25 protein-coding genes are annotated in these 25,695 nt (G+C 71.1%); 17 read left to right on the top strand and 8 right to left on the bottom strand.

Annotated elements, in window-relative coordinates:
- The first annotated feature begins 20 nt into the window (after positions 1 to 20).
- The 5 genes from JOY88_RS17635 (at position 21) to JOY88_RS17615 (ending at position 5,225) form a co-directional block, all read left to right on the top strand.
- On the top strand, positions 21 to 809 hold the full coding sequence (locus JOY88_RS17635; RefSeq protein WP_293503934.1) for an SDR family oxidoreductase: 789 nt from the start codon (positions 21 to 23) through the stop codon (positions 807 to 809).
- Positions 809 to 3,178 carry a penicillin acylase family protein gene (locus JOY88_RS17630; RefSeq protein ID WP_293503933.1) on the top strand — a complete coding sequence of 790 codons (2,370 nt, stop codon included), beginning with the start codon at positions 809 to 811 and terminating at the stop codon, positions 3,176 to 3,178. The genes JOY88_RS17635 and JOY88_RS17630 overlap by 1 nt, the downstream gene beginning before the upstream one ends.
- A gap of 92 nt (positions 3,179 to 3,270) precedes the next feature.
- Positions 3,271 to 4,218, top strand: coding sequence for a CsgG/HfaB family protein (locus JOY88_RS17625; protein ID WP_293503932.1), 948 nt, complete (start codon positions 3,271 to 3,273; stop codon positions 4,216 to 4,218).
- The gene (locus tag JOY88_RS17620; protein ID WP_293503931.1) at positions 4,218 to 4,943 is read left to right on the top strand and encodes an SDR family oxidoreductase; all 726 of its coding nucleotides are present in this window, start codon (positions 4,218 to 4,220) and stop codon (positions 4,941 to 4,943) included. Before JOY88_RS17625 ends, JOY88_RS17620 begins: the two co-directional genes overlap by 1 nt.
- 18 nt (positions 4,944 to 4,961) lie before the next feature.
- Entirely contained in the window at positions 4,962 to 5,225 is a 264-nt protein-coding gene (locus JOY88_RS17615; protein ID WP_293503930.1) for a hypothetical protein, read from the top strand.
- On the opposite strand, the gene JOY88_RS17610 is transcribed toward JOY88_RS17615, so the two are convergent.
- From JOY88_RS17610 to JOY88_RS17595, 4 genes are all read right to left on the bottom strand, one after another.
- Positions 5,222 to 5,899 (bottom strand): DUF3047 domain-containing protein, encoded by a 678-nt coding sequence (locus JOY88_RS17610; protein WP_293503929.1) that lies wholly within the window; start codon positions 5,897 to 5,899, stop codon positions 5,222 to 5,224. The genes JOY88_RS17615 and JOY88_RS17610 overlap by 4 nt on opposite strands.
- On the bottom strand, positions 5,899 to 6,804 hold the full coding sequence (rsgA, locus tag JOY88_RS17605; RefSeq protein WP_293503928.1) for a ribosome small subunit-dependent GTPase A: 906 nt from the start codon (positions 6,802 to 6,804) through the stop codon (positions 5,899 to 5,901). Before rsgA ends, JOY88_RS17610 begins: the two co-directional genes overlap by 1 nt.
- 82 nt (positions 6,805 to 6,886) lie before the next feature.
- Complete coding sequence (locus JOY88_RS17600) at positions 6,887 to 7,222, bottom strand: 4a-hydroxytetrahydrobiopterin dehydratase (protein ID WP_293503927.1); 336 nt, start codon at positions 7,220 to 7,222, stop codon at positions 6,887 to 6,889.
- Positions 7,219 to 8,490, bottom strand: a complete 1,272-nt coding sequence (locus tag JOY88_RS17595; protein ID WP_293503926.1) for a M48 family metallopeptidase — start codon at positions 8,488 to 8,490, stop codon at positions 7,219 to 7,221. Before JOY88_RS17595 ends, JOY88_RS17600 begins: the two co-directional genes overlap by 4 nt.
- Before the next feature lie 50 nt (positions 8,491 to 8,540).
- Between JOY88_RS17595 and orn the strand changes: the two genes are divergently transcribed.
- The 4 genes from orn (at position 8,541) to JOY88_RS17575 (ending at position 13,393) form a co-directional block, all read left to right on the top strand.
- Complete coding sequence (gene orn / locus JOY88_RS17590; protein ID WP_293503925.1) at positions 8,541 to 9,101, top strand: oligoribonuclease; 561 nt, start codon at positions 8,541 to 8,543, stop codon at positions 9,099 to 9,101.
- A gap of 97 nt (positions 9,102 to 9,198) precedes the next feature.
- Positions 9,199 to 10,860, top strand: coding sequence for a chorismate-binding protein (locus JOY88_RS17585; RefSeq protein ID WP_293503924.1), 1,662 nt, complete (start codon positions 9,199 to 9,201; stop codon positions 10,858 to 10,860).
- Between the two features lie 328 nt (positions 10,861 to 11,188).
- Complete coding sequence (locus JOY88_RS17580; RefSeq protein WP_293503923.1) at positions 11,189 to 12,874, top strand: DEAD/DEAH box helicase; 1,686 nt, start codon at positions 11,189 to 11,191, stop codon at positions 12,872 to 12,874.
- 30 nt (positions 12,875 to 12,904) lie between these two features.
- Positions 12,905 to 13,393: a GNAT family N-acetyltransferase gene (locus JOY88_RS17575; RefSeq protein ID WP_293503922.1), complete on the top strand. Its 489-nt coding sequence runs from the start codon at positions 12,905 to 12,907 to the stop codon at positions 13,391 to 13,393.
- Here JOY88_RS17575 and JOY88_RS17570 read toward each other — a convergent pair.
- Positions 13,387 to 14,028: an NAD(P)-dependent oxidoreductase gene (locus JOY88_RS17570; RefSeq protein ID WP_293503921.1), complete on the bottom strand. Its 642-nt coding sequence runs from the start codon at positions 14,026 to 14,028 to the stop codon at positions 13,387 to 13,389. The two genes, JOY88_RS17575 and JOY88_RS17570, sit on opposite strands and share 7 nt — an antisense overlap.
- Positions 14,029 to 14,124: 96 nt before the next feature.
- Here JOY88_RS17570 and JOY88_RS17565 point away from each other — a divergent pair, with 96 nt between their 5' ends.
- The gene (locus JOY88_RS17565; RefSeq protein WP_293503920.1) at positions 14,125 to 15,000 is read left to right on the top strand and encodes a LysR family transcriptional regulator; all 876 of its coding nucleotides are present in this window, start codon (positions 14,125 to 14,127) and stop codon (positions 14,998 to 15,000) included.
- Positions 14,997 to 15,581 carry a DUF1294 domain-containing protein gene (locus JOY88_RS17560; RefSeq protein WP_293503919.1) on the top strand — a complete coding sequence of 195 codons (585 nt, stop codon included), beginning with the start codon at positions 14,997 to 14,999 and terminating at the stop codon, positions 15,579 to 15,581. Before JOY88_RS17565 ends, JOY88_RS17560 begins: the two co-directional genes overlap by 4 nt.
- On the opposite strand, the gene JOY88_RS17555 is transcribed toward JOY88_RS17560, so the two are convergent.
- Positions 15,559 to 16,266 carry a 2-keto-4-pentenoate hydratase gene (locus JOY88_RS17555; RefSeq protein WP_293503918.1) on the bottom strand — a complete coding sequence of 236 codons (708 nt, stop codon included), beginning with the start codon at positions 16,264 to 16,266 and terminating at the stop codon, positions 15,559 to 15,561. The two genes, JOY88_RS17560 and JOY88_RS17555, sit on opposite strands and share 23 nt — an antisense overlap.
- A gap of 129 nt (positions 16,267 to 16,395) precedes the next feature.
- Here JOY88_RS17555 and JOY88_RS17550 point away from each other — a divergent pair, with 129 nt between their 5' ends.
- Positions 16,396 to 17,325, top strand: a complete 930-nt coding sequence (locus JOY88_RS17550) for a Gfo/Idh/MocA family protein (RefSeq protein WP_293503917.1) — start codon at positions 16,396 to 16,398, stop codon at positions 17,323 to 17,325.
- Positions 17,326 to 17,332: 7 nt separating this feature from the next.
- On the opposite strand, the gene JOY88_RS17545 is transcribed toward JOY88_RS17550, so the two are convergent.
- Both JOY88_RS17545 and JOY88_RS17540 read right to left on the bottom strand, forming a co-directional pair.
- A complete protein-coding gene (locus tag JOY88_RS17545; RefSeq protein WP_293503916.1) occupies positions 17,333 to 18,133 on the bottom strand; it encodes a DODA-type extradiol aromatic ring-opening family dioxygenase in 801 nt (266 codons plus the stop codon).
- Positions 18,134 to 18,207: 74 nt separating this feature from the next.
- Positions 18,208 to 19,083 carry a lectin-like domain-containing protein gene (locus tag JOY88_RS17540; RefSeq protein WP_293503915.1) on the bottom strand — a complete coding sequence of 292 codons (876 nt, stop codon included), beginning with the start codon at positions 19,081 to 19,083 and terminating at the stop codon, positions 18,208 to 18,210.
- A gap of 163 nt (positions 19,084 to 19,246) precedes the next feature.
- Between JOY88_RS17540 and JOY88_RS17535 the strand changes: the two genes are divergently transcribed.
- Genes JOY88_RS17535 through JOY88_RS17515 form a run of 5 tightly spaced genes read left to right on the top strand, consistent with a single transcriptional unit; the run spans position 19,247 to position 25,673 of the window.
- Positions 19,247 to 20,548 (top strand): hypothetical protein, encoded by a 1,302-nt coding sequence (locus JOY88_RS17535; RefSeq protein ID WP_293503914.1) that lies wholly within the window; start codon positions 19,247 to 19,249, stop codon positions 20,546 to 20,548.
- Positions 20,545 to 21,255, top strand: a complete 711-nt coding sequence (locus JOY88_RS17530) for a hypothetical protein (RefSeq protein WP_293503913.1) — start codon at positions 20,545 to 20,547, stop codon at positions 21,253 to 21,255. Before JOY88_RS17535 ends, JOY88_RS17530 begins: the two co-directional genes overlap by 4 nt.
- Positions 21,255 to 24,071 (top strand): ATP-binding protein, encoded by a 2,817-nt coding sequence (locus tag JOY88_RS17525; RefSeq protein ID WP_293503912.1) that lies wholly within the window; start codon positions 21,255 to 21,257, stop codon positions 24,069 to 24,071. Before JOY88_RS17530 ends, JOY88_RS17525 begins: the two co-directional genes overlap by 1 nt.
- Positions 24,058 to 25,227: a hypothetical protein gene (locus JOY88_RS17520; RefSeq protein ID WP_293503911.1), complete on the top strand. Its 1,170-nt coding sequence runs from the start codon at positions 24,058 to 24,060 to the stop codon at positions 25,225 to 25,227. The genes JOY88_RS17525 and JOY88_RS17520 overlap by 14 nt, the downstream gene beginning before the upstream one ends.
- Complete coding sequence (locus JOY88_RS17515; protein ID WP_293503910.1) at positions 25,227 to 25,673, top strand: acyl-CoA thioesterase; 447 nt, start codon at positions 25,227 to 25,229, stop codon at positions 25,671 to 25,673. The genes JOY88_RS17520 and JOY88_RS17515 overlap by 1 nt, the downstream gene beginning before the upstream one ends.
- Positions 25,674 to 25,695: the final 22 nt, after the last annotated feature.

Genomic DNA, 25,695 nt, shown 5'->3' with positions numbered 1-25,695 from the left:
GCCGTGTCTGAGGGGCAGCTATGGATCTGGGTTTGAACGGTCGCTGGGCGCTGGTGTGCGCCGCGAGCAAGGGCCTGGGCCGCGGCTGCGCCGAGGCGTTGGTGGGCGAGGGCGTCAACGTCGTCGTCACGGCGCGGGGCGAGGCGGAGCTCCTGGCCACGGCCACGGCGTTGCGCACGCTGAACCCTGCCGTCGAGGTGCGCGCCGTGGCCGGCGACATCGCCACGCCCGCAGGCCGCGCGGCGGCGCTCGCGGCCTGCCCGCGGGTCGACATCCTCGTCAACAACGCCGGCGGCCCGCCGCCCGGCGACTTCCGCGACTGGGAGCGCGAGCAGTGGATCGCGGCGCTGGACGCCAACATGCTGGCGCCCATCGCGCTCATCAAGGCCACCGTGGACGCCATGGCCGCGCGGGGCTTCGGGCGCGTCGTCAACATCACCTCGGGCGCCGTCAAGGCGCCCATAGACACGCTGGGTCTGTCCAACGGCGCACGCTCGGGACTGACCGGCTTCGTCGCCGGCCTGGCCCGCCAGCCGCGCCTGGCCGGTGCCAACGTGACGATCAACAACCTGCTGCCCGGCGCCTTCGACACCGAGCGGCTGAAGAAGACCATGGCTGCCGGCGCGGCCAGGACGGGCGCCAGCGTCGACGACGTGGCCGCGAAGCGCCGCGCGGCCATCCCGGCGCAGCGCTTCGGCACGGCGGCGGAGTTCGGCGCCATCTGCGCCATGCTGTGCAGCGCCCAGGCCGGCTACCTGACCGGCCAGAACATCCTGCTCGATGGCGGCAGCTACCCGGGGACATTCTGATGACATGGTTCAAGCGCTTCCTTGGCGGCCTGCTGCTGCTCATCCTGCTCGCCGCGCTGGCGTTGTGGCTGGCGCTTCGCGGCAGCCTGGCCCAGCTCGACGGCGAGCGCGCCTTGCCGGCGCTCGCCGCGCCGGCCGAGCTGCAGCGTGACGCACGCGGCTACCTGACCATCACCGCAGAGAGCCGCGTCGACGTGGCGCGGGCGCTGGGTTTCGCCCATGCGCAGGAGCGTTTCTTCCAGATGGACCTGATGCGGCGCAACTCCGCCGGAGAGCTGGCCGCGCTGGTGGGCGAGAAGGCCTTGCCGCTGGACAAGGCGCGCCGGCTGCACCGCTTCCGCCACCGGGCCGAGGCCGTGCTGGCCACGCTGGCAAGCGACGAGGCGGCACTGGTTCAGGCCTACACGGCCGGCGTCAACGCGGGCCTGGCGGCGTTGTCGGTGCGGCCGCCGGAATACCTGCTACTGCGCCAGGCGCCGCGGCCCTGGGTGCCGGCGGACTCGCTGCTGGTGGCCTACGGCATGTACCTGGACCTGCAGCGCGGCCAGGGGCGCGACGACATCGCCAACGGGCTGCTCAAGCAGGCGGTGCCGGCGGACTGGTATGCCTTCCTGACGCAGCACAGCGCCGACTGGCAGGCCGCGCTGGACGACAGTCGCGTGCAGGCCGTGCCGCTGCCGGACTCGCCGCTGCCGGCCTGGCTGCGCGACGCCAAGGTGGCGTGCAGCGACTGCGGCATGACGGATGCGCGCGACATCGGGAGCAACAACTGGGCCGTCGCCGGGCGCCTCACGGCCGATGGCCGGGCCATCGTGGCCGATGACATGCACCTCGGCCTGCGCGTGCCGGGAACCTGGTTCAAGGCGCGGCTGCGGTGGAAGCATGACGGCCGCGCGTTCGACGTCGCCGGCGTCAGCCTGCCCGGCGCTCCGCTGATCGTGGCCGGCAGCAACGGCCATGTGGCCTGGGGCTTCACCAACACCACCTCCGACTGGGCCGACGTCATCGCGCTGCGGTTGAGCGCCGACGGCCAGCATTACCGCAGTGGCGGTGAGGACAAGCCGCTGCTGCGCACGGTCGAGAAGATCGAGATCGCCGGCCGGCCCGCACTGGACTTCGAGGTGCGCGAGAGCGAGTGGGGGCCGGTGATGCCCGAGCCGGCGCCGCCTGGCCAAGCCTATGCGCTGCGCTGGGTGGCGCATGACGCAGTGGCCATGAACCTGCGCCTGCTGCAGATGGAGTCCGCCGCCAATGTGGACGAAGCCGTCCGGCTGGCGGCGGGCGCCGGCATGCCGGCGCAGAACCTCGTCGTCGCGGACGCGGGCGGGCGCATCGCCTGGACGGTGATGGGCGCCATGCCACAGCGGGTCGGCGTGGAGGACATGGCCGTGCCGCAGGACTGGAGCGACGGCCGCGCGCGCTGGCAGGGCTATCTGGACGCCCAGGCCCAGCCGCGGCTGGTGGACCCTGCCGACGGCCGGCTGTGGACGGCCAACTCGCGCATGATCGGTGGCGACGCGCTCAAGTTGCTGGGCAACGGTGGCTACGACCTTGGCGCCCGAGCCCAGCAGATCCGCGACGGCCTGCGCGCGCATCAGCGCTTCGACGAGACGGCGCTGCACGCGATCCAGCTGGACCAGCGCGCGCTGATGCTGGCCCGCTGGCGCACTCTGCTGCTGGAGCGCGTGCTGACGCCGCAGTTCGTTGCCGCCAACGGGCTGGCCGACTACCTCGCCGAGGTGCAGCGCAGTGCCGAGGCTGCGCGTCCGGACGCGGTGGGCTATCTGCTGGTGCGAGCCTTCCGCGAGCAGACACTCAAGACCCTCTTCGCGCCGCTGGCCGCGCGCCTGGAGGCGGGGGGCGTGAAGCTGCGCGACCTGGCGTTCGTGCCCGAGACGCCGGCCTGGGCGCTCATCCAGGCCAGCCGCGCCGACCAGCTGCCTCAGCAGGCCAGTGGCGCCACCGGCTGGGACGGGCTGCTGCAGCGTGCCGTTCTGGACAGCCGTGCCGAGCTGCTCACCAAGTTCGGCAGCCTCGCCGCGGCCACCTGGGGCGCGGAGAACGCGGGTGGCGTCAACCACCCGCTGTCGGCCGCGCTGCCGGCGCTGTCGCGCTGGCTGGACATGCCGCAGACGCCCATGGCCGGCGACAGCCACATGCCGCGCGTGCACAACCACGGCCACGGGCAGAGCGAGCGCATGGTCGTCTCGCCCGGCCACGAGGAGCGGGGCATCCTCGTCATTCCCGCCGGCCAGAGCGGCCATCCGTTGTCGCCCTTCTATCGCGGCGACCACGCCGCCTGGCTGGCCGGCGAGCCGCTACCTTTCCTGCCCGGCGAGACCGCACACCGCCTGGTGCTGAGGCCATAGAGCCTTTTTCGGCGACCCCGCTCGTGTGGGCTTAGGATGCCCGGCGCCGCGGACGCTGGGCACAATTCCTGGTTTTCTGGAGGACCGCTGCAATGAACAAGACCTTGTGCGCCATGCTGGTGGCCGGCCTGACGGCATCGCTGCCCGCCCGTGCCGACGACGCCGGCTCGACCGTCGAGAAATGCGCCAAGAAGCTCGGCGTACTGGCTGTGGCCGAGCCGCAGACCGGCTGGAACTACCTGTCCCAGTACGGCCTGGGCTCACCCGCCGCGCTGCTGCGCATGATGATCCAGCAGTCGGGCTGCTTCGATGTCGTCGAGCGCGGCCAGGCCATGCAGAACATCCAGCAGGAACGCTCGCTGGCGGCGGCCGGCGAGATGCGCCAGGAGTCCAACGTCGGCAAGGGGCAGATGCAGGCGGCCGACTTCGTCATGACGCCCAATGTGCAGATCGGTGCCAGCAACACCGGTGGCCTGGGGGGCTTCCTGGGCGGCAAGCTGGGCGTCATCGGCGCCCTCGCCGGCGGGCTGAAGTTCAAGGAGGCCTCCACCAGCCTGCTGCTGGCCGACGTGCGCTCCAGCATCCAGGTGGCTGGCGCCGAGGGCAAGGCCAGCAAGACCGACTTCTCCATCGGCGGCTGGGGCTTTGGCGGCGGCGCCGTCGGTGGCATGGGCGGCTACACCAGCACGCCCGAAGGCAAGCTCATCGCCGCCAGCTTCCTCGACAACTACAACAAGATCGTCCTTGCCATCCGCGACCAGGACAGCCTGATCCGCGCCTCCAGCGCGGCCGGCGACGCCAATGCGGCCGGCTCGACGCAGGCCGCCGCGCCCATCCCGGCCGGTCAGATGCTGGCGGCCAAGATCTCCAACGTGAAGGCCTATGCCGGCCCCTCGCGCGACAGCAAGGTCGTCGCGACGCTGAACCGCAGCGACGAGCTCGTCGCCACCGGCGAGGTCAAGGACGGCTTCGTCAAAGTCGATGCGGCCAACTTCAGCGGCTGGGTGCAGCGCACGCTGGTCGCGCCCATCGGTCGCTGATGCGGGTCGCTCTCGTCACCGGCGCCGGCTCGGGCATTGGCCGGGCCGTTGCCCGCGCACTGGCCGCCGAGGGTTGGACGCTGGCCTTGATGGGCCGCCGCGAGGCCGCGCTGCACGAGACGCTGGCCGATGCGCTGGCGCTGCCGGCCGATGTGGCCGACGAGGCCCAGGTCGACGCCGCGTTCGCGGCGCTGCGGCAGCGCTTCGGCCGGCTGGACCTGCTGTTCAACAACGCCGGCATCGGCGCGCCGCCCCTGCCCATCGACGAGTTGACGGTGGCGCAGTGGCGCGCAGTGGTGGACACCAACCTCACCGGCAGCTTCCTGTGCGCCCGCGCGGCCTTTGCGCTGATGAAGGCGCAGTCGCCGCGCGGCGGCCGCATCATCAACAACGGCTCCATCTCGGCCCATGCGCCGCGGCCGTTCTCGGCCCCCTACACGGCCACCAAGCACGCCATCACGGGCCTGACCAAGTCGCTGAGCCTGGACGGCCGCGCCTTCGACATTGCGGCCGGCCAGATCGACATCGGCAATGCCGCGACCGACATGACCGAACGGATGGCGCAAGGCGTGCCCCAGGCCAACGGCCAGCTTGCCGTGGAACCGCGCATGGACGTGGCGGACGTGGCTCGCGCCGTCGTCTACATGGCCTCGCTGCCGCTGTCGGCCAACGTGCAGACCCTGACCGTGATGGCGCGCGACATGCCTTTCGTCGGCCGTGGCTGAGGGGGTCAGAATCGGGGCATGAACCTGGTTCGCTTCCTGATCCGTCTGTTGCTCCTCGCCGTCGGCGCCCTCGTCGGTCTCGGCCTCTTCCTGTTCGCCGTCGTGGTCTTCGTCGGCTTCCTGCTGTTCAGCCTGCTGACGGGCCGCAAGCCCAATCTGCAGTTCCGCGTCAACAAGAACCCCTGGGCCGCGCGCCGGACGCCGGCCGGTGACGTGGTTGACGTCCAGGCGCGCGAGGTGAGGGGCACCCCGCTGCCGCTGCAGCCGCCTGAGCAGCGCTAGTGCAGCTCGACCGGCCCGTACCAGGTGTGGGCCGATGCGCGGGTGTTGTCGCTGTCGGTCATGACGGCCATCGAGATCAGCGGGCCCGGTGCCTCGCCGAAGGCCAGGCGGAAGTCGGCCGCGAGGTCGCGGCGGTGGTCGCGCCAGCGGCGCAGCTCGGTCGGGCCGGAGTCGACGACGATCTTGCGGATGCGGTCGCTGCGCGGGTTGACGACGACAGTGCCGACCGGCAGCTTGCTGTCCCAGACATACATCAGCGTGGCATAGGGCGGCATCTCGCCCGTCAGCGTCTGGGCGAGCTCGAACTTCATGCGGGTGCGCAGCGGCAGCGTGTCGATGTCGCCGCCGAAACCGAAGATGACGCGCGCGACGGCGTCCTCGCGTTGGGCGTCCGCGACGCTGGCGCCGGGGATGAGGTCCTGCACCCACCAGGAAAAGCTGACCTCGCCGACGCTCGTCACGGCCGGGTCCAGCCGCTTGCGCCAGAGGCTGGCGGAGCGCTCGGACAGTGCCTCCAGCGCGGGGCGACCCGCCTTCTCGGTCCAGCTGTAGCGGGTGAGCGGCTTGCCGGGCAGCTTCAGCGCCTGCCAGCCCTCGGCCGAGGGCGGCGGCGTGACGGTGGTCGCGCAGCCGGCCAGCAGGGCCAGCGCGCAGAGTTGCAGAAAGCGGCGCATCACCAGGTCTTGCGTTGGAGTTCTTCGAGGATTTCGCCGTAGATGCGGTAGCGGCTGGGGCTGATCAGGCCTGCGTCCAGCGCGGCGCGCACGCCGCAGCCCGGCTCGTGGATGTGAGAGCAGTTGTGGAAGCGGCAGTCGGCGTGGTCGCGCAGATCGGGCATGTAGCGCCACAGCTGGGCGGCCTCGATCTGGCGCAGGCCGAACTCCTGGAAGCCGGGCGAGTCGATCAGCGCCGTCGCTCGCGTGTCGTCGGTCCAGTACCACTGCGTCGTCGTGGTCGTGTGGCGGCCGGAGTTCAGGGCGTGCGAGATCTCGCCGACCTGAGCCTGGGCGTCCTTGACGAGCAGGTTGATCAGCGTGCTCTTGCCGGTGCCGCTGGGGCCGAGAACGAACGTGCGCTGGCCGTCCAGCCAGGGTAGCAGCGTCGCTCGCGCGGCCTCGCGGTCGGCCTTGAGTGCCACGTCGAACATCGTCAGCCCCATCGCGCGGTAGGGCGCCAGGCGTGCGCGGGCCGCGTCGCTACCGGGCAGGTCGGTCTTGTTCAGCGCGATGGCCGCGCGTATGCCGGCGGATTCGGCCGCGATCAGCGCGCGCGCGAGCTGCGATTCGCTGAACACCGGCTCGACGGCGACCAGCACCAGCAGCTGGTCCAGGTTGGCGGCGAAGCTCTTGGTCTTCCACTCGTCCTGGCGGAACAGCAGGTTGCGCCGTGGCTCCACGGCCTCGATGACGCCTTCGTCCGCACTGGCCTCGGCGAAGCGGACCTGGTCACCGACGACGGCGTCGCTCTTCTTTCCGCGCGGGTGGCAGACGAAGCGCCGGCCGTCCGCGTCCTCGACGATGTAGTGGCGGCCATGGCCGCGCACGACCAGTCCCAGGTCCAGCGCCTGGAACTTGCTCACCGGAGCGCCTCGTTCGACGAGTGCATCGAACGATCCCCCGACGGGATGCTGGCCGGCCCGGGAGCGGTCCTGCGCTCGGCCGTCATGAGCCAGAGGCTTCGGGCAGCGCGCTCACCTGGGCCGCGCAGATCGCGTCGTTCAGCGTCAGCCCGCCGCGCGAATGTGTGGTCCAGCTGACGGTGCAGGCGTTGTAGCCCACCAGCATCTCGGGGTGGTGGTCCTGCGCATGCGCGATCTCGGCGACCGCATCGACGAAGGCCATGGTCTGGTAGAAGTTGTCGAAGCCGAAACGGCGGCCTATGACCTTGTTGTCGGCGTCCGGCAGCCAGCCGGGCAGGGCGGCCAGCACGCGGACACGCGTGTCGGCGTCCATCAGCGGGGCCTTGGGGTTGCACTGGGCGAGCAGCAAGTCGTTCATGAGGCGAGGGCTGCAAGGCGTTCAGCTGCAGGCGGGTGGGAGTAGTAGAAGCGGGCGTACACCGGGTCGGGCGTCAGCGTGCCGGCGTTGTCCTCGTGCAGCTTCAGCAGCGCCGAGGACAGGTCGGCGCCGCTGGCCTGCGCGCGGGCATAGGCGTCGGCCTGGAACTCGTCGCGGCGCGAGAAATGGCTGGCCAGCGGCGTGACGAAGAAGCCGAACACCGGGCCGGCGAGCAGGAACAGCATCAGCGCGAGGGCGTCGTTGGGGGCGTCGAGATTGGGCACCACGCCCAGGCCCAGGTAGAAGGCTGGCAGCTGCATCAGCCAGCCGAGCAGCGCGAAACCGGCCAGGCTCATCGCGAACATCAGCGCGATGCGCTTGGTGATGTGGTGGTGCTTGAAATGGCCCAGCTCATGCGCGAGCACGGCCTCCACCTCGGCGCCGTTGAGCTTGACCAGCAGCGTGTCGAAGAAGACGACGCGCTTGGCCGGGCCGAAGCCGCTGAAATAGGCATTGCCATGGGCCGAACGCCGGCTGCCGTCCATGACGAACAACCCCTTCGCCGCGAAGCCGCAGCGCGTCATCAGCGCCTCCACGCGCTCCTTCAGCGCCGCGTCGGTCAGCGGCTCGAACTTGTTGAACAGGGGCGCGATGACGCTCGGGTAGACGACCATGACGAGCAGGTTGAAGCCCATCCACGCGGCCCAGGCCCACAGCCACCAGCGCGGGCCGGCGGCGCCCATCAGCCACAGGATCAGCGCCAGGATGGGCAGACCCAGCAGTGCGCTGACGAGCAGGCCCTTGAACATGTCGGCGATGAAGAGCCGCAGCGTCGTGCGGTTGAAGCCGAAGGCCTGCTCGATGCGGAACGTGGACCACAGCTCCCAGGGCAGCTCCAGCAGCGCGCCGATCAGCATGAACGCGGCGACCAGGCCCAGCTGGTAGCCCATGGCCTGCCAACCCCCGGGCAACGCGAGGCTGGCGTCCAGCACCCAGCCGTTCAGCAGGTTCAGCCCGCCCAGCAGCGTCCAGCCCAGCAGCACCGCGGAGTTGAAGGCCAGCGCCAGCAGGCCGAAGCGGCTGCGCGCGATGGTGTAGTCGGCGGCCTTCTGGTGGGCCGCCAGCGTCACGCTGCCGGCAAAGGCGGCCGGTACCTGGCCGCGGTGGGCGGCGACATGGCGCACCTGGCGCGAGGACAGCCAGAACTTGACGAGCAGCGAGGCCGCGAGCGCGACGGCGAACGCGAGGGACAACGGCAGGGGGGACATGGGCAAATTTTAGGCTGCGAGAATTCGCCCTCTTCAGAATGAGCCTCACCATGACCGACACCCTCGCCATCAGCGACAGCAATCTGATCTGGATCGACCTCGAAATGACGGGGCTCTACCCCGACAAGGACCGCATCATCGAGATCGCGGTCGTCGTCACCGACCCCCTGCTGGAGAAGCGCGTCGAAGGCCCCGTCTTCGCCATCCACCAGAGCGACGCGACGCTGGACGCGATGGACGCCTGGAACAAGGGTACGCATGGCAGGAGCGGCCTCATCGACCGCGTGAAGGCCTCCGCCGTCTCCGAGGCCGATGCCGCCGCCCAGACCATCGCCTTCCTCAAGCAGTACGTGCCCAAGGGCAAGAGCCCCATGTGCGGCAACAGCATCTGCCAGGACCGCCGTTTCCTCGCCAACTACATGCCGGAGCTGGAGGACTTCTTCCACTACCGCAACCTTGACGTGTCCACGCTCAAGGAACTGGCCAAGCGCTGGAAGCCGGCCGCGCTGGAAGGCTTCAAGAAAGCCCAGGCACACACCGCGCTGGCGGACATCCACGAGTCCATCGACGAGCTGGTGCACTACCGCACCCACTTCCTGAACCTGGCCTGATCTGCTGCACGCCGCCTTCGACTTCCCCCGTCATCCGCTGTCCCGCGAGGACGGCGAGCGGCTGCGTGGCTGCTGGCCGGTCCCGCCCGCGCGCTGGTTGCGCGCGACGCGGCTGGAAGACGTCCGCGCCGTCATTGCCGAGGCCGAGGCCGCGGCGCGCGCGGGCGCCTGGGTGTTGGGTGGCCTGCGCTACGAGGCGGCGCCGGCCTTCGATGCGGCGCTGAAGGCGCATGCGGCCACGGCGCCGCTGGTCGAGTTCGCCATCTACGACCAGCCGCCCGAGCCCTGGCCCGGTTCGCCGACTGCCTACAGCGGCTTCCTCGGCTGGCGTGATGACGCGCCCGACGCAACGGCGGCCATCGAGCGCATCCGCGACTACATCCGCGCCGGTGATTGCTATCAGGTCAACCTGACGACGCGGCTGCGCGCGGCGGCCGGCGGGCTGGACCCCGAGCAGCTGTTCCTGGCATTGCACGCCAGCCAGCCCGGTGGCTTCAGCCTGTTCCTGCGCGAGGCTGGCGCGGCCAGCGTGTCGCCGGAACTGTTCTTCGACTGGCGCCCCGTGCCGGGCGCCAAGTCGAGCTGGCTGCTGGCCGCCCAGCCCATGAAGGGCACCGCGCCGCGTGGCCGCGACCGCGGCGACGACGAGGCCGCCCAGCAGCACCTGCGCACCAGCGAGAAGGAGCGCGCCGAGAACCTGATGATCGTCGACCTGCTGCGCAACGACCTGGGCCGCGTGGCCCAGCTCGGCACGGTGCGGGTGCCGCGGTTGTTCGAGCTGCATGCGTTGCCAACGGTCTGGCAGATGACGTCCACGGTCACCGCCGTCAGCCGCGCGGGGCTGACGCTGGCCGACGCGTTCGCGGCGCTGTTTCCTTGCGGCTCGGTCACCGGTGCGCCCAAGATCCGCGCTATGCAGGTCATCCGCGAGCTGGAGCCCGCGGCGCGCGGCTGGTATTGCGGTGCGCTGGGGCTGATCCAGCCTGGCGGCGTCGCGACCTTCAACGTGCCCATACGCACCGTCGAGTTCCACCGCGACGAGCTCGCCTGCGGCCTGGGCAGCGCCATCACGCTGGACAGCGAGCCCGCCGCCGAGATCGCCGAGTGGCGCGCCAAGTCGCGCTTCCTGGCGCGTGCCGAGGCACCCGTCGAGGCGTTGGAGACGCTGCGGCTGGAGGCCGGCGTAGCCTTGCGCGGCGAGGCCCACCTGGCCCGCATGCAGCGCACGGCGCGGCATTTCGGGCTGCGTTTTTCTGCGGTCGAGGCGCGCAGCTACCTGAAGGCGGTTGCGCAAGCCCATCCCGAAGGCAGCTGGCGGCTGCGCCTGACCAGCGATGCCGAAGGCCGCTTTGCCCACACGCTGGCCGCTTTCGCCCCCATGCCCCAGCCCGTGCGGCTTGCGCTGGCGGACCGCCCCATCGCCACGTGCGGCCCGGGGGCCGAGTTCCTGGCCCACAAAACGACGCGGCGCGAGGCCTATGCCGGCTTCGCCAAGCAAGCCGACGCCTTTGACGTCATCCTCTGGAACGAGGCCGGCGAGCTGACCGAATGCAGCTTCGGCAACCTCGCCGTGCGGCTGGCCGGCGAGTGGTTGACGCCGCCACTGGACGCCGGCCTGCTGCCTGGCGTGCTGCGCGCCGAGTTGCTGGCCCAGGGGCGAATCCGCGAAGCGCGACTGACGCGCGACGACCTGGCACGGGCCGATGGCCTGGCCTTCTTCAACAGCCTGCGCGGCTGGTTGCCGGCGCACCTGGCCTGAGAGACCTCGCGGTTCCTTGGTGTTTGGTAAAAACCCTGACCCGTGCTAAAGTCGCTACTTCGCCTGGAGTCCGCTCCAGGAGTTCCACGTCTCCTCTGACCTCGTTCGATCATTCGTATCGAACTCCGAACACGGATCGGTCGGCGGCGATGAAGCCGTCGCTTTGACTGACTGTTCCCCGCGCCGCACCCGGGCTGAAGTACTGGCCCGAGCCGCACGACGCGAGCTATCGATCTCCCAGCGACTTGATGAATCCGAAGGGCTTGACCATGCCCCTCGGCGCTGCGCGTTTGCCTGCGCGGCGTGACCCTGAACGAAAGAACGAACGATGAGTTTCGAGACCCTGGGCCTGAGCCCCACCGTGCTGCAAGCCGTCAAGGACGCCGGCTACGAGAACGCCACCGACGTGCAGGCGCAGGCCATCCCGGCGGCAATAGCGAACAAGGACCTGATGGTCTCGTCGCGCACCGGCTCCGGCAAGACGGCCGCCTTCATCCTGCCCGCGCTGGAGAAGATCCTCGCCGCCCGCGGCGACAACACCAAGCGCCGCGAGAAGGGCGTCATCTACGGCCCGCGCGCGCTGGTGCTGGCACCCACGCGTGAACTGGCCATGCAGGTCAGCAAGGCCGCTCAGACCTACGGCCGTCACATCCCCGGCCTGAAGGTCGCGACGGTGCTGGGCGGCATGCCCTACCCGCTGCAGATCCGCCAGCTGACCGGCCCGCTGGACATCCTGATCGCCACGCCCGGCCGCCTCCTGGACCACCTGGCCAGCGGCAAGTGCGTGCTGAGCAATGTCGAGATGCTGGTGCTGGACGAGGCCGACCGCATGCTGGACATGGGCTTCATCGACGACATCAACGTCGTGACCAGCCACACGCCGGACACCAAGCAGACCGTGATGTTCAGCGCCACCTTCGCCGGCCACGTCGGCCGCCTGGCGCAGCAGTTGCTGAAGGACCCGCAGCGCATCGAGGTCGCGTCGCACACCGACACGCACGAGAACATCGAGCAGCGCCTGCACTGGGCCGACAACCCGCATCACAAGGACCAACTGCTGGAAGCCATCTTGGCCACGCCGGAGCTGGAGCAGGCCGTCGTCTTCACCAGCACGCAACGCGACGCCGACTGGCTGGCCGAGCGCCTGGCCGAGATCGGCCACGCCTGCGCCCCGCTGCACGGCGCCATGCCGCAGGGCAAGCGCAATCGCGTGCTGATGGGCCTGCGTCGCGGCGACCTGCGCGTGCTGGTGGCTACCGACGTGGCCGCCCGCGGCATCGACGTGCCCACCATCAGCCACGTCATCAACTACGGCCTGCCGATGAAAGCCGAGGACTATGTGCACCGCATCGGCCGCACGGGCCGCGCCGGCCGCTCGGGCCTGGCGATCACGCTGGGCCTGCGCGACGACGTCAGCATGATCCGCCGCATCCAGCAGTTCACGACGCAGACGATTCCGGTGAGCCAGATCGCCGGCCTGGAGCCCAAGACGCAGGAGCCGCGCATCTTCCCGCCGCGCCCCGCCGGCCAGGGCTTCGACCGCGGCGACCGCTTCGGCGGCCGTCCGGGCTTTGGCAACAAGAGCTTCCGCCGCGATGACAACGGCCACGGCGGCCGCCCGCACCATGGCGGCGGCAAGCCCTTCGGCCATGGCGCCCACCCTGGCGGCGGCCGTTGGGAAGAGCGCCGCTTCGGCGACAACCGCCCCCTCGACAACCAGGGCGGCGAGCCGCGCGGCTTCCAGAACCGCGACGACCGTGGCTTCGCGCCGCGTGGCGAAGGCCGCGGTTTCCAGCCGCGCCCGGACAGCCGCGGTTTTGCGCCCCGCGAGGAGCGCGGATTCCAGCCGCGCGACGATCGCGGCTTCGCACCCCGTGACGACCGGGGTTTCCAGCCGCGCGGCGACCGCCCTTTCCACGGCGGCGGCAAGCCCAGCTTTGGCGGTGACCGTCCTTCGTTCGGCGGCGAGCGCCGCGGCCCGGGTGGCCCGCGCAAGGGCGGCTTCGGCCGTTAATTGAGCATGGATCGCGTGGAACTCCACGCGATGACTCCAGCCGATCTCGACGCCGTACTGGCGCTGCAACAGCGCTGCTACGGCGTCGACTTTTTGGAGCGTCGCGAAGCGTTCGCGGCCAAGCTGGTCGCCACCGAGGGGCTGGAATGCTGCTGGATGGCCTGCGACGCCAGCGGGCCGCTGGCCTATGCCGTCAGCCTGCCGGTCTGCGAGGCGACCCTGCCGGCGCTGGACGCGCCGCACTGCGAGCGGCCGGCATCGCCGACGCTGCTCTACCTGCACGACATGGCCGTGGCGCCGCAGGCGCGCTCGCTGGGGTTGGCGGCGCGGCTGCTGGCGCGCCTGTCCGAGCGTGCGCGGGCGCTGGGCCTGGCACGCCTGGGCCTGGTGGCCGTGCAGGGCTCGGTGCCCTACTGGCAGCGCCAGGGCTTTGCCGAGCCGGCCGGGCTACCGGCGGGCCTGAGCGCCAAGCTCGCAAGCTTTGGCGCCGAGGCCCGCTTTCTGGTGCGCGATCAGTAGCCCGCGGTGAAGCGGGCGCGACGGTGCTGCGGCGCCTCCAGCTCGTCGACGATGGCGGCGGCCAGGTCGGCCACGCTGATGCGGCTCTCGCCCTGGGCGTCAAACACCGGCGCCTCGCCGCCGATGCGGAACTGACCCGTGCGCGGGCCTGGCTCCAGGTGCATGGCGGGCGACACCAGGGTCCAGTCCAGCGTGGTCCGGTCGGCGCGCAGGCGGGTCAGCATCTCCCGGGCTGCCAGGGCGCCCGACTTCCACTCGGCCGGGAAGGCCGGCGAGTCCACCAACTGCTGGCCCGGCGCGATGAACAGGCTGCCGGCGCCGCCCACCGCGATCAGCCGGGTGCCGGCCTGGCGTGCCGCGTTGGCGATGGCATCGCTGCCGCGCAGAAAGTCGTCGTAGAGATTGGGATTGCCCCAGCCGGCGTTGAAGGCGCTGACGACGGCGTCCATGCCGTGCAGTTCCGCAGCCAGGTCACCACCGCTGAGCACGTCCACCGCGTGCACTTCCAGGCCGGGGCGGGCGGCGAGCTTGGCCGTGTCACGCTGCAGCGCGCGCACCTGGTGGCCGCGGCTCAGCAGTTCTTCCAGCAGGGCGGCGCCGACGAAGCCGGTGGCGCCGATCAGGGCGATGTTCATGGAATGCTCCAACGGGTTTGTGATGAGGACATTGTTTCGACTTCACAATGCCGCGATAAGCCGGCATACGCCGCGCAGACTGTTTAGAAAAACTTCATGCTCGACCAGCTCAAACGCATGGCCGTTCTGGCCGCCGTGGTGCGGCATGGCAGCTTCGCCGCCGCTGCCCGGCAACTGCGCACCAGCACCTCGGCCGTTAGCCAGCAGGTGAGGGCGCTGGAGAAGGACATGGGCGTCACGCTGCTGCATCGCTCGACGCGCAAGCTCAGCCTGACGCCGGCCGGCGAACGCTTTCACGCCGGCTGCGCGGCCATGGTGGCCGCGGCCGAGGCCGCGCAGGCCCAGTTGCTGCAGCTGCGCGATGCGCCCGAGGGCGAGCTGCGCATCGCGATGACGATGGGCTTCGGCCGGCACATCGGCCCGGCGCTGGCGCCGTTGCTGGCGGCTCACCCGGGGCTGCGGCTGCACCTGCAGGTGGAGGACGGTTTCACCGACCTGGTGGCGCACCGCATCGACCTCGCCATCCGTTTCGGCCGGCTGCCCGACAGCCAGTGGGTGGCCCAGCGCATCGGCGCCGTGCACACCAGCCTCTACGCGGCGCCGGCCTACCTCGCACAGCGCGGCGTGCCCGCTACCACCGACGCCCTGCGCGAGGGCGACTGGCTGATGCTGCAGGACGGCACGGACCATGCGCGCCGCCTTCCCGGCAGTGAGCTGAGCGTGAAGCCGCGCCACACCAGCAACAACCAGCTGACCTTGCAGCAGCTCTGCGAGGCCGGCCTGGGCCTGGCGGCGCTGGGCGACGAGGACGTGGCCGAAGCCGTGGCCGCCGGCCGGCTGCTGCGCCTGGCCACCACGCTGGTGCTGCCCGACCTGCCCATCTGGGCCATGACGCCGCAACGCGACGCCCAGCCCGCCAAGGTGCGCCATGCGATCGCGGCGCTGAAAGCCCATCTGGGAGCACCGGGGTGAGGGGCACGCTGACGCAATGGGACGAGGTCAAGGGCTATGGCTTCATCACGCCCGACGGCGGCGGTGCCAGGATCTTCGTCCACGCGAAGGCGTTCGGGCTGCGGCCGCACCGGCCCTTCGTCGGCGAGCGGTTGAGTTACCGCGAAGGCCAAGACTCGCAGGGCAAGCGCCGCGCGCAAGGCGTGCAGAGCCTCGCGCCACGGGCCACACCGCCGGCAATCGCGCGGCCCGACGGTGGCCGCGTGCTGCTCCTGATCCCTGCCTTCGCCGGGTTGGTGCTGGCCGTCCATCTGCTCTGGGGCCTGCCCAACTGGCTGTGGGGCATCTACTCGGCGATGAGCCTGGCCACCTTCATCACCTATGCACTGGACAAGCGCGCCGCCATGCGCGGCGACTGGCGCGTTCCTGAGGTGACGCTGCACGGGCTGTCGCTGGCCTGCGGCTGGCCGGGAGCGTTGCTGGCCCAGCGGCTGCTGCGCCACAAGAGCGTGAAGCCGGCGTTCCGGCGGCTCTACTGGGCAACCGTGGCGGTCAACGTCACCGTCTTTGTCGCGGCGTTCACGCCGCTGCTGAAAAGCTGAACTCGCCCAGCCCCTCGATGGCCAGCGTGCCGCGGACCTCGCCCGCGCAAGGGTGCAGGCCGCCCCAGGCGCCTGTCGTGACGACGGTGCCGGCCTTCACGGTGGCGCCTTGCCGGGTGGCGTGGCGCAGCCAGGCGTGCAGCACGCCGGCCGGGTCGGCCAGCGAATGGCCGCCGCGGCGCACGATGTCGGGCTGACCGGGCAGCGCGAGACACCATTCGAGCTGCGCCCAGTCCAGCGCCCGGAACGGCTGCCATGCCCCCAGCAGCAGGCCGGCGTTGCTCTGGAAGTCGGCCATGCGCAGCAGCTCCGGCGCGGCAAGGCCCTCCTCCCAGCGCGAGGCGACCAGCTCGACGGCGATGCACATCGCGTCGACGACGCCGTCCAGCGCGTCCCCGGCGCGCACGTCACGGGCTATGCGCAGTGCCACCTCGGCCTCAACGCCCAGCAGCGCCTTGCCGGCCACCGGGTTCACCGGCGAATGGCTGAACGGCCCCTTCGGGCTGGCGCCGCCCGACTTCCAGCGGTCCAGGCGCCAGCCCAGTGCCTGAGCCACGCCCTCCTGCACGGCATAGGCGTCGGCCTCATTGCGCACGACGTCGCCGCAGTCGGCGGCCCGCAGCCGGCGGCCGTCGCGGTGGCTGGCGGCGAGGATTTGAATCAAGGTGGCGATCGTTGAGGCCATGAGGGGGCTGGGGCAGCGATGTCCGCGTCACCGGACCCTAAGATGACGGCGCCGCCGGGCAATCGGCCCGGCGCTCACCAGGACGTCGTCGTGCGTGGCGCGGCGACGGCAGCATTGTCCGGGAACAGCATGGCATTGAAGTTGGGCTTGGTGGGCATCGGCAAGATCGCCCGTGATCAGCACATTCCGGCGCTGGCCGCCGATCCGCGCTTCGAGCTGGTGGCAACGGCAAGCCGCAATGCGCGTGTGGCCGGCGTGGCCGGCTTCACGAGCGTCGAGGCCATGCTTGCCGAGTTGCCGGAGCTGGACGCCATCTCCATCTGCACGCCGCCGCAGGCGCACTTCGATGCCGCCGTCGCGGCCCTGCGGGCCGGAAAGCATGTCATGCTGGAGAAGCCGCCCGCGGCGACGACGCGGCAGATCGCGCTGCTGCAGGCCGAGGCGGCCCGACAGGGCCGCACGCTGTTCCAGACCTGGCACTCGCGTTTCGCCGCGGGCGTGGACGCGGCGCGCGACTGGCTGTGCGGCCGCACGCTCAGCGGCGGCAGCATCAGCTGGAAGGAAGACGTGCACCACTGGCACCCGGGGCAGCAGTGGATCTGGGAGGCCGGTGGCCTGGGCGTGTTCGACCCGGGCATCAACGCCCTGTCGGTGCTGACCGAGGTCCTGGCGGAAGAAGCCTTCGTCCACAAGGCCGTGCTGGAGTTTCCCGAGAACCAGCAGGCGCCCATCGCCGCCCGGCTGGACTTGCGCACGCCGGCTGGCGTCAGCGTGGAGGCGGCGTTCGACTTCCGCCAGAAGGGCGAGCAGACCTGGGACATCGAGCTGGTCACGACGGCCGGCCGCCTGCGCCTGTCCCAGGGCGGCGGCGTGCTGGAGATCGACGGCCAGCCCATGGCGACCGATGCGGCGCTGGCGGGTGAGTACCCGCGGCTCTACGCCCGCTTCGCCGAGCTCTGCGCGGCCGGCCGCTCCCAGGTCGACTGGCGCCCGTTCCAACTGGTGGCCGACGCCTTCCTGATTGGCGAGCGCCGCATCGTGGCGCCCCACCAGGTCTGAGCCCGGGTCAGCCGAACCTGAAGCTGGACGCCGTCACGCCGCCGAGGAAATCGGTCTCGTGATAGCTGCAGGTCGCGGCCTCACCCTCGGCGGCGCCGGCGGCCACCATCAGTGGCAGCAGGTGTTCCTCGCGCGGGTGGGCCAGTCGGGCGGCGGGCGCCTGGGCCCAGGCCAGCAAGCGTTCGGCGCGGCCCTCCGGTGCGGGCAGGACGCCCTGCAGCCAGGCGTCGAAGGCGGCGGACGGCTCGCGGCCGGCCGGGCCGTACAGGCGCAGGTTGTGGAAGCTGAAGCCGCTGCCGAGTATGAGCACGCCCTCGTCGCGCAGGGGGCTGAGCGCACGGCCCAGCGCCAGGTGGTCGGCCGGGTCAAGGCCGCGCTTGAGCGACAGCTGAACCACCGGCACGTCGGCGCCCGGGTACATGGGGACCAGGGTGCAGAACGCGCCATGGTCGTAGCCGCGCTTGGCGTCCCGCGCGGCGGGCAGCCCTGCGGCCTGGATCAGGGCGACGACGCGCTCGGCCAGCACCGGGTCGCCCGGCGCGGGATAGACCACCTCGTAGGTGTGGGCCGGGAAGCCGCCGTAGTCGTACAGCATGCTCGGCGCGGGCGAGTTCATCACCGTGAAGGCGGACTCCTCCCAGTGCGCCGAGATCATCAGGATGGCCTGGGGCCTCGCTGGCAGCGAGGCCGGCAAGGCCTGCAGCGAGGCTTCCAGCTTGGCGTGGGCGCGGCGGTAGTCGCCCTCCATGAACGGCCAGGGGCCGCCGCCGTGGGAGACGAAGAAGGTGGGCAGGCGAGGGATTTGCATGCCCACAAGATTAGGCCCGCTTGCGCGGGCCTGGTTTCAGCCGGCTTGACGTCGGCATTCGCAAAAACCGAACGTCAGGCGCGGCGGCGGCCTGCCCGCAGCGACGCGACGCCGGCCAGGCCCAGCAGGGCCAGGCTGGCCGGCTCGGGCAGCTCGTTTTCGGGGGCGACGATGGAGGTGTCGTTGGCCAGTTGCCAGCTCAGGATGTCGTGATTCTCCACGCCGGCGCCCGTCGCGGCCGTGAAGCCGACATAGGCGTCGGTGGCGCCCAGGATGCCGGCAATGTCTATGCTGTAGTCGTTGATCAGCTGGATCAGCGCCATGCCCTGCTGCTGCACGCTGACGCTGAGCTTCTGGGTGCTGCCGTCGTAGGTGATGAAGGCCGACCAGACCTTGCCGTTGCTCATGCAGCCGTCGCCGGCGTAGCTGTTGGCAGTGAAGTCGCAGAAGGCGACGCCGTAGGGGTTGACGGTGATCAGGCTGCTCAACGAGCCATTGGTGTCCACGCCGACATGGTTGCTGTTGGGGTCGAAGCTGTTCCAGTAGGTGTCGAACTCGATGGCGACGCTGTTGCCCACGCCTTGGTAACCCATGCCGCCTCCGGCGCTCCCCAGGCCCGATGTGCCCTGGGCCAGCACGAAGGTCAGGCCGTCGGCGGGGGCGATGCCGCCGGGCTGGGTCAGCTGGAACTGGAAGCTCGTGCTGAAGGTGGCGCCGGCGCCCAGCGTGATGGCCGTGGTGCTGTAGCCAGCGCCGGCCTGGCTCTGGGCGGCCGGCGTCAGGCGCAGCGCGCTGCCGTTCACCGCCGCGTTGCCCACGCAGGTCAGGCCGCTGCCGCAGGCGCCGCTGAAGCCGCTGGCGTAGTTGATGACGATGCCGGCCCTGGCCTGATGGGGGACGATGGCTGCGATCGCGAGCGCGGCGGCGGCGAGCAATGTGCGATGGGGCATCTCGGGTTCCTCCGATTGAGGCAATGGGCCATGCACATTCGATGCCAGCACCGCCGCGGTCCCATGGGGGTAGGCCATGTAACGGCGCGTTCGGTGGGCGATTGTCAAGGTCTCCGACATCCCTAGCTATCGAGTGGGGAAGGGCGTCGATAATCCGCGCCCCATGTCCGAGCACCGCCCCAACGCCCCCGACGAGCCGCGCCCGGCTGACGAGTTCTTCCGCGACGGCGCCGCGCCGGCCGATTCGCTGCTGTGGTGGCAGCTGGAGCGCCAGGAGGCGCTGATCGCCGCCCAGCGTGCGCTGTTCGGCGGCGAGGCCGGCTGGGTCAGGCTGCGCGTCTGGGTTTTCCTGGAGCTGATGGCGCTGCCGGCCGCGCGGCTGACGCGCGAGGCCTTGAACCAGGCCTTCCACCAGCTGCGCGAAGACGCGCTGGAGACGGTGCTGAAGCGCCTGCGCGAGGCTGAGCTGCTGAGCTGGGACGCCTCCACGCAGACTTATGCGATCACGTCGCTGGCCCAGCAGCTGGCCGGCATGCTGCAGCCGCTCACTGCCGAGGACGCCGGCGAGGACGCCGACCTCGGGGCGCTGTTGGCCGGCGTGGCCGGCGCCCACCAATTGGGCCTGCTGCAGCCCCAGCAGCTGCGCCATCTGCAGGCCCAGTTGCAGCGGTTGCGCGAGGAGTTCGCCGACGCGATGGCCAGCGGCAGCGAGTTTCAGCTGCGCCGCGCGCGCACCCGCTTCGAGCGCGCGCTGGCGCTGGTGGACCGGGCCGGCGAGGCGCTCAAGGCCATCATTGAGCAGGCCCAGGGCGATGGCCGGCTGGAGCGGCTGGCGCGAGAGCTGGGCCATGCCCAGGCGGGGCTGCTGGTCATGGCCAGCCAGTTCAACCGCGCCTTGCAGCAGGCCGACCGCCAGCGCGTCACACTGGGCTCCACGGGCGTGACGACGACCGACGTGCGGCAATGGCTGCAGCGGGTCCCGGAGCTGCACGCGCTGCTGGGCGAGGCCTTGTCCACCGGCGTGCAGCCCGTCATGGTGGCGGCCCAGGAACTGGTGGATGGCGCCGAGGCCGAGTTCGAGCGTGACCGTCCGGCCAAGCCCGAGGCCGCCGGCCTGCCGCAGGCCCGCTCCGCGCCCGATGGCCGGCTGGAGGTGCTGAGCCTGCCGCCCGAGCTGGACGCGCTGCAGGCGCTGCTGAACGGCTGGACGGCCGAGGGTCAGGGCACGCAGCCCGTCGGCCCGGCCGTGCTGGGCGGCAGCTACGCGTCAGCCGCCTACCGCGCGCAGCTGCTGCCGCTGCTGGGCGACGCCCAGGCCCGCCACCTGAAAGGCGCCACCGGCGACATGGCGCGCCAGCCCTGGCGGGTGCGCTGGAGCGCCGAGCAGGGCGCCATCGATGACGAATTCGTCGCGTGGATGAGCCGCGGCGAACTGCACACCCTTTCCGAGACCGACACCGAATGAACTCCACGCTGGACGATGCCGCGAGCCTCGCGGCCCAACTGCTGGCGCGGCGCTGGCTGCCGCGCAGCCACCCGCTGATGAAACGGGCGCTGATCGACGCCGAGCTGTGGGAAGAACTGGGCCGGCGCCTCTCGGGCGTGGGCCTGCGGGTGGTCGACAACGTCTATGCGGACCAGGTCAGCGTCGCGCTGCTGCGCCCGGCCGAGAGCGCCGTCTTCGGCGAAGTGGGGCTGAACGCCAACAACAACCTGGAGCTGCCGCGCGACGGCGTGTCGCTGCTGGTGGTGCTGTGGAGCCTCATCGTGCTGCCCAAGCGCCAGCGCCAGATCAACCGCAGCGACGCGGCGGGCGACGACCAGGGCGAGATGTTCGCCAAGGACAAGCCGGTACCGGCCGCAGCCAGCGTGTCGCCCTCCCTGAGCTACCGAAGCCTGCTGGCCGACTTCGGTGACCAGCTCGGCAAGAAGCTGCGCATCGACGCCAACCTCAAGCTGCTGGAGCGTCACGGCTTCATCCAGCGTCGCGGCGAGGACATCGTCGAGGGACCGCTGCTGGACCTGCTGCTGGACTACGACCAGCTCGCGCCGCGCATCCTCGACGGCGCGCTGGCCGATGTGCTGGCCCGCGCCACCGACCCGCTGGCTGCGCCCGCCCTGGCCGAAATCCAGGCCGCCCGCCAGGAACCAGAAGAGCCGAGCGAAGACTGATGTTCCACCTGCAAACCCTTGAACTGCTGCACTGGGACTACTGCCAGCGCGTGAGCCTGCCGCTGGACGGTGCCATCATCACCATTGCCGGTCCCAACGGCTCGGGCAAGACGACGCTCCTGGACGCGCTGCGGACGCTGCTGGGCCTGGAGTGCTCGGGCGGTCGCACATTCCGCACCTATGCCCGCCACGCCAACGCCGAGACGGCCTGGCTGCGCGCGCTGGTGGACAACCGTCCGCGCGGCCGGCAGAACAGCAGCCGGCCGTTCGCGTCCTCGCTGCTCTACGCCGACCAGGTGACGCTGGCCTGCCGCATCGAGCGCCAGGGCGGAGACTGGACGCGTCGCTACCTGATGCTGGACGGTGTGCACGAAATCGAGCAGCTGGCCGAGAAGAGCGAGCGCGAGTGGCTGGGCATCGAGGCCTGGCGCCGCCGGCTTGAGGCCGCGGGCCTGACGCGGGCCATCGGCAAGGTGTTGGCACTGGAGCAGGGGCAGACCGACAAGCTCTGCGACCTCAACCCGCGCGAGCTGCTGCGCCTCGTCTTCGAGGTGTTCGGCGACCAGGAGGTGCTGGATCGCTACGAGCAGGCGCGTTCGCACCAGCAGCAACTGGCCAAGGAGGTGGAGGCGGCCGAGGGTGAGCTGGCCCGCACCCAGGCGCAGCTCAGCGAGCTGGCCAACCGCGTGACCAGTCACCGCCAGTGGCAGCTCAGGATCGCGGAGCGCGAGCGCCTGGCCACCGAGGTGCTGCCGGTCATGCAGTGGAGCGAGTCGCGCGAGAAGCTGGCGCGCGACGGCCGCGAACTGCACCGCGCCCGCCTGTTCGCCAGCGCCGACGCGCGCGCGCTGTCCGGCAAGCGCGCCAGGCTGCACGAGCTGTTCGCCGAGCATGAGGCCACCAAGGCTCGCCTCATCGAGCTGGACACGCAGCGCCGCGACGCCCGCAGCGCCTTCGACGCAGCCCGCGAGGCCGAGAAGCCGGTAGAGCTGGCGGTCAAGCGCGAGGACGAGCTGAAGGCGCTGGCCGACGTGGAGGCCGATGCCGCCGCGCTGGCTGCGCGCACCCAGGCGCTGGCGGCTGACAAGGACAGGCTGCGTGGCGAGTACACCCGCGCCGACGACAAGCTCAAGCATGTGCAGGGCCTGATCGCCGAGCTGAAGGACAAGCGCCTGCCGCCGCCTCCGCCCGAGGTGGCGCCGCTGCGCCGCGCGCTGGACGAGGCCGGCATCGCGCACCATGTCGTGGCCGACAGCATAGACATCGCCGATGAGCAGTGGCGCGCAGCCGCCGAGGGCGTGCTGCGCGGCTCGCGCTGGGTCGTGGTGCTGAAGCAGCGCAGCGACGAGGCGCGAGCATTCGCCATCGCGTCCAAGCAGAAGTACCGCCATTACGTCGTCTCCGATGCCGCGCCGGTCACCCAGGCCCGGCCCGGTTCGCTGCTGGCCGCGCTGAAGGTCAGCGCTCCGCTGCCGACCTGGCTGGCGCGCCAGCTCGACGGCATACGCTGCGTGGCCAGCACCGAGGAGGGCTCGGGCGTGGGCGGCGAATGGATCACCGCCGACGCCTACTACCGCGACGGTCGCGGCGGGCGGAGCGTCTTCATCTCGCCCGCCGACCACCAGTTCGGCGCCAACGCGGTGGCCGCACGGCGCCAGTCGCTGGAGGGGGAGCTGCTGCGGCTGGACGCCGAGCTGACCCGTGTCGTCAAGGCCCAGGGCGAGGTGGACCGGCAGCTGAAGGACGCCCAGCGTGCCGCCCAGGGCCACAAGGCCGCCCAGGAGCTGTCCGAGCGCGCCGACGAGTTTGCCGAGGCGCGTGCCCGCCTGCCGGCGCTGAAGCAGGCCCGGGCCGAGGCGTCGACGCGCATGCAGGGGCTGGAGGCCGAGCATGACCGCCTCGTCAAGGCATCGGCGCGCAGCGAGGACGGCTACAACCGCGCCCAGCAGGAGCTGGCCGACGGCGAGGCCCGCCAGGCCCAGACCGCACGCGACCATGCGGCCCGCCGCATCGCGCTGAGTCAGGCCGCCGCTGCGTCGCGCGAGGCCGGCGCCAAGTTCCCGCCGCGCTGGATCACGGCCATCGCCCTCGCGGCGCTGTGCAACGAGTTCGAGAACGCCCGCCAGGCCGAGATTCGCTCGCATCACGTCGACCAGGAGCTGGCCAGCGGGGTTTGGGAGACCGACGCCAGCGTCGTCGACCGCCACACCCGCATGGACCTGCAGGTGCGCGAACAGGCTCACCAGCTGTCCGACCGCAAGGCCAGCAACGCGCTGGCTGCCACGGCCGCAAGCAATGCCCGAGAGCGCTACATCGACGTGCTCAAGGCCACGGTGCGGCGCTACAAGAAGAACGTTGCCGAGCTGGGTGAACTGGCCGGCGTCGTCGCCGAGGCGCAACTGCCCCATCTGGACAACGACGACACCGTGCTGGCCCAGGCCGGCCTGCACGTGAAGTTCAACTTCGACGGCAAGGGCGAGGTGGGCCTGAACGACGGCGAGGCTTCGGGTGGCCAGCAGGTGCTGAAGAGCCTGATCCTGCTCGTGGGCCTGATGAAGGACGACGAGACGCCCGGCGGCTTCGTCTTCATCGACGAGCCTTTTGCCCACCTGGACGTGCGCAACATCCAGCTGGTGGGCCACTTTCTGCGCTCGACGCGGGCCCAGTACCTGCTGACGACGCCCATCACGCACAACGTCGAGGTCTTCGAGCCCAGCGAGATCACGCTGGTGACGAGCAAGAAGCCGCGCGGCGAGCGCTGGGCGCCGCCGATCGCGGTGCTGGCGCGCAGGCCGGAGGTCAGTGAGTACGCGTGAGCTGAGCTCCGGCCGCGACCGCCGCCAACGCGGGGCGTCCGCGGCGGTCTGGCCTGCCGCGTTGCCCGCGTTGGACGTGGACGAGCGCGAGCTGCTGGCCGACTGGCTGCGCGGCAGCACCGAAAGTCGCCGCTGGCAGGCCTTGCTCGAAGCGGCCGGCCCGGTCCGCATCGAACTGGCAGAGCGCCTGGCCGACAGGGCGCTGACGGCCGGCCTGTGTACCGTGACCGAGCGCTTCGCGCGCGGACGCTGGCAGCGCACGGCCCTGCAATGGGTCGAGCTGGAAGCGCTGCAGGCCGCGCTGGGCCTGGCGACGCGCAGCCAGCGTGAGGCCCGCCGCGAGGCCCTGGCCGCGCGGCTGGAAGCGTTGATGGCGAGCGCACTGGTGGGCGAGGCGGCGCAGGCGCTGGCCGAGTCGCGCATGGCCACGGCAGCGGCCGAGGCGCGGGCGGCGCTGCTGGACGCCTTGCTTGCATGGACGAGTGCCGGCGAGCAGGGGTTGCGTCGCGACTTCGCGCTGCGCCTGGGCCACACCAAGGCGATTGCCGATGGCGAGTGGCAGTGGCTGGAGCGGCATTTCGACCTTCCGGCACTCGGCATTGCGGCCTTCGCCCCGACGTTGACGCTGGCGGGCGACCTGGGCCTGCAATGGCCGGGCGGGCAACGGCTGGACCTGGGGGCGGCGGCCTTCATCACGCTGCCGGTCGACGCGCTCGCCAACTTGCAAGGCGCGACGCCGCCCGCGCGCTGGTGGTTGATCGAGAACCGCGCCAGCTTCGAGAAGCAGGCGACTCGTCGTGCACCCGGCGATGCGCTGGTGTGGATCGCCGGCCGCCCGACGCGGGCCTGGGCGCAGGCCATGGCCCGGCTGCTGGCGGTCGCGCCGGCGCCGGCCGCCGTCAGTGCCGATGCCGACCCTGCCGGCATAGAGATCGCGCTGGCCGCCGCTCAGCCCTGGGTGGATGCCGGCCTGGCCTGGGCCGCGGTCGGGATGGAGCCCGGGCGGCTATCGCGTGTCGGCCTGCCGGCCTTGGGCCGCTACGACCGCGCGCTGCTGGACCGACTTGCCGGGCAGGTGTTGCCGCCCGAACTGGCGGCCTTGCGCGATGCGCTGAACGAACGCGGCGTGAAGGCCGAACAGGAGGGCTGGCTGTGATGACCGAAGGCTGGGACCATGCGTCGCCCTTCCTGCTGGCGCTGTCGCCCCGGCCGGGCGACATCGACGGCCTGGGCCACACCAACAATGCCGTCTACGTGCAGTGGTGCGAGCAGGCCGGCTGGGCGCATTCCGAGGCGCTGGGCCTGAGCCTGGCGGACTATCGCCGTATGGACCGCGCGATGGCGATCCGCGAGGGGCATTACGACTATCTGCTGCCGTCCTTCGAGGGCGATGCGCTGCAACTGGGCACCTGGCTGACGGCCAGCGACGGCAGGCTGACGATGGAGCGGCGCTTCCAGTTGCGCCGCACCGGGGATGGCGTCACGCTGATGCGCGGGCGCTGGGCCTTGATCTGCATCGACATCAGCGGCGGCAGGCCGCGGCGCATGCCGGCGGAGTTCCTCAGCATCTACGAAGCGGCGGTGGTTTGCCGGGCATGTTGATATACGATTCGTATATGAATCG

The organism is Roseateles sp., assembly GCF_019237615.1.
In the GTDB taxonomy this organism is placed as follows: Bacteria; Pseudomonadota; Gammaproteobacteria; order Burkholderiales; family Burkholderiaceae_C; genus Pelomonas.
The sequence above is the reverse complement of the archived record's forward strand: the minus strand, read 5'-3'. Positions and strand labels throughout refer to the sequence as shown.